This window comes from Endozoicomonas sp. SESOKO3, from assembly GCF_024606255.1.
In genome coordinates this window covers 1-2,310 of record NZ_JAHHPR010000304.1, presented here as the reverse complement: position 1 = coordinate 2,310, position 2,310 = coordinate 1, and the positions used below count along the sequence as shown (strand labels likewise).

Annotated in this window: 2 protein-coding genes and 1 pseudogene; 2 read left to right on the top strand and 1 reads right to left on the bottom strand. The window is 41.6% G+C overall.

Translation table 11 applies throughout. The features are described 5' to 3' along the window. Positions 1 to 198, top strand: a 198-nt coding sequence (locus KDK18_RS05395) for a DUF4116 domain-containing protein (RefSeq protein WP_257253749.1), incomplete at its 5' end; no start/stop codon positions are given. 208 nt (positions 199 to 406) lie between these two features. Beyond that, positions 407 to 1,576, top strand: a complete 1,170-nt coding sequence (locus KDK18_RS05390) for a hypothetical protein (protein WP_257253748.1) — start codon at positions 407 to 409, stop codon at positions 1,574 to 1,576. A gap of 89 nt (positions 1,577 to 1,665) precedes the next feature. On the opposite strand, the pseudogene KDK18_RS05385 reads toward KDK18_RS05390, so the two are convergent. Further along, a pseudogene (locus KDK18_RS05385) lies at positions 1,666 to 2,310 on the bottom strand (hypothetical protein); the annotation flags it as partial.

Sequence of the window (2,310 nt, the reverse complement as noted above, 5' to 3'; positions counted from 1 at the left end):
AATGTTGGTCTCTTATCATATGCCAGTAAAAGTATATTGAATGATCGTGAGTATCTGCTGGACTTGATTAAACAGTATCCTCGTGCTTTTGTGTACGCTGATGATGAACTTAAAAATGATGAAGCCTTTATCAGGTCTGCAGTCCACAGAAACTCCAAAGTTCGTAAATACGTTCAGAAACCAGCATATGAGTTCTGATTCACTGTGCTGGTTCTTAAAATAGCTGTCTCGACAACGGCTGTTTTAGCGTAAACCACGGGGTTCACAGGCCTCTCACACCTCTTCTGATGAATTAACCGGACTCGATAATGCTGACATGATTGATCCGCATTGACTATCCTGCTGTATTAAGTGACAAAACAAGGGAGTGACTGTCTTTCAGCAACTGACTTATCATGAGATATCTATGCAGCGATTATTCATCGTATTCATATTACTGACTGCGGGGCTGTCTGTGCTAACAGTGAACGCCGCCTGTCCTGACTGTAAAGAGTTTTCAAACCAAGGTGCAGAGGGCGGCATTTGCCCTAATTGTGGAGAAACAAATTCTCTCAGGTCAAATCAGGGTGTCTATGGGTTATGCGAGTTGCTGTTAGAGCTATTGAATGATGAAACAGACAACCAGACCATAACGGCAGTGAATATACTGAGCGTTGCGAGTGACTGTTTAGACGGTAGTCAAGTCACACTGACTGAGAGACTGAGCAATGAAATACAAACGTTCAGAGAACGATCTGAATTCATGCAGTGCCAGATTGACAGAAACCTTCCTGAAGGAAACCGTGAAGGGTTTGCCAGCTTGTTTAGTCCTGAAGATCTCACCATTTTTTTCTCCCTTATTGAGGCAAGTGGGATCACCGATATTGGTTTAGATCAGCTTGAGAAAACCTTCTTTATCAGAATTGGCTGGCTGTCGATCTCAGTAAAAGCCGAGCTGGCAAGTTATGACTGGAAGCAACTGAGGAATGAGAGGCGTTTTTTTGCTTACCTCTATTATATCTTGCTGCGGCAACAGCAGGCTCATCTGGAGGCGGATGATAGTCTGGTCAAACGATTGAGTGTCTACTTACTGGATTATGGGAAGGGAGATGAGAGACGTATTCACCCTCTTTTTGCTCCTGAGCACGTGAAATTTGACCCTTATATTGAGTCTTGTGTTATTCCTTCATCGGTGCTTGACATGACAAGTTCATGGCGGTGGAAGTGGCTTAGTCAATATCTCAATCCGCAGGGTTGGGCTATGACGTTTCTGCAACCACAGGATTGGATTTTAAGATTCCTGCAAGCAGGACGCTGGAACTTTCTGGGACGCTTTTATATATCGGATGGAACCTCGTCCTATCAATTGCCAGAACCTAACTCTGGTATCTGGATTTTGCTGACTTTGAACGACGATCAAACGGTCACTTTGTTCACTAATCATGGAATGGGCATGATAACAGTCACCGAGAACGAGCTCGGGTCGCTTTTGGAAGGAATGCAAAGCACTTTCAGCCATTCAGACAATTTAACCCCTGAACCACCTGTATTGGGTGACCAGTTTCAGTTGCCGCTTCCGGATAGTCTTTGGTATTGATTCTCCTGAACAATTTAAATAACGACCTATTTGCCAGCAGTTGCATTGTAACCCTGTTATTTAACGCAGTTGCTGGCAAAAAATATTTTTTACTGGTTTTTTATATCCTTGGAATCGATAAAACCCGGATATACAGATTTGGGGATTTTTTCACCAAAATATATCAGCTTAGAGTTGTTGTTTCTCCAAAAAGCCTCTGTTTGTTTGAGCTGAACATACAAGGGTGTAATGAGTCTTTCATTGGCTATTGCCTCTTGCAGAGTGGCATTGGCACGGGCTTCACCACTTATTTTTATGACATATGCTTCTGCTTCACCCTTTTGCCTGAGTATAAACGCTTCTGCTTCGGCGTCTTCACGTAATTGATGAACTCTAACAGCAACTCGGATTTTTTCTAATTCCATTTTATTTTTTTCCTCAGCCAGTTTTTTTTCATTCTCTATTGCAGCTACCATTTTATCTGTATCAGCCTTTTTTGATCGTTCCAATTGTTGGGTTTCGGCTTCCTTTAGTTTCCTGGCTTGAGTTTGTGAAACAGCTACGAGCTTGCTTTTCTCTTCTACAATCACTTCATAGTTTCTTTTTATGTTTTCTGGTAGAACTGGTTTAGAAACAACTACTTTGTTTACTTTTAATTTAGAATGACTTTTCCCTTGCTCTTCAATTAAGTGTTTTAACAAAAAATCATTTATAGCAGGAAACTTGTCAATATATATTTCTTGGGCCGTCATGGT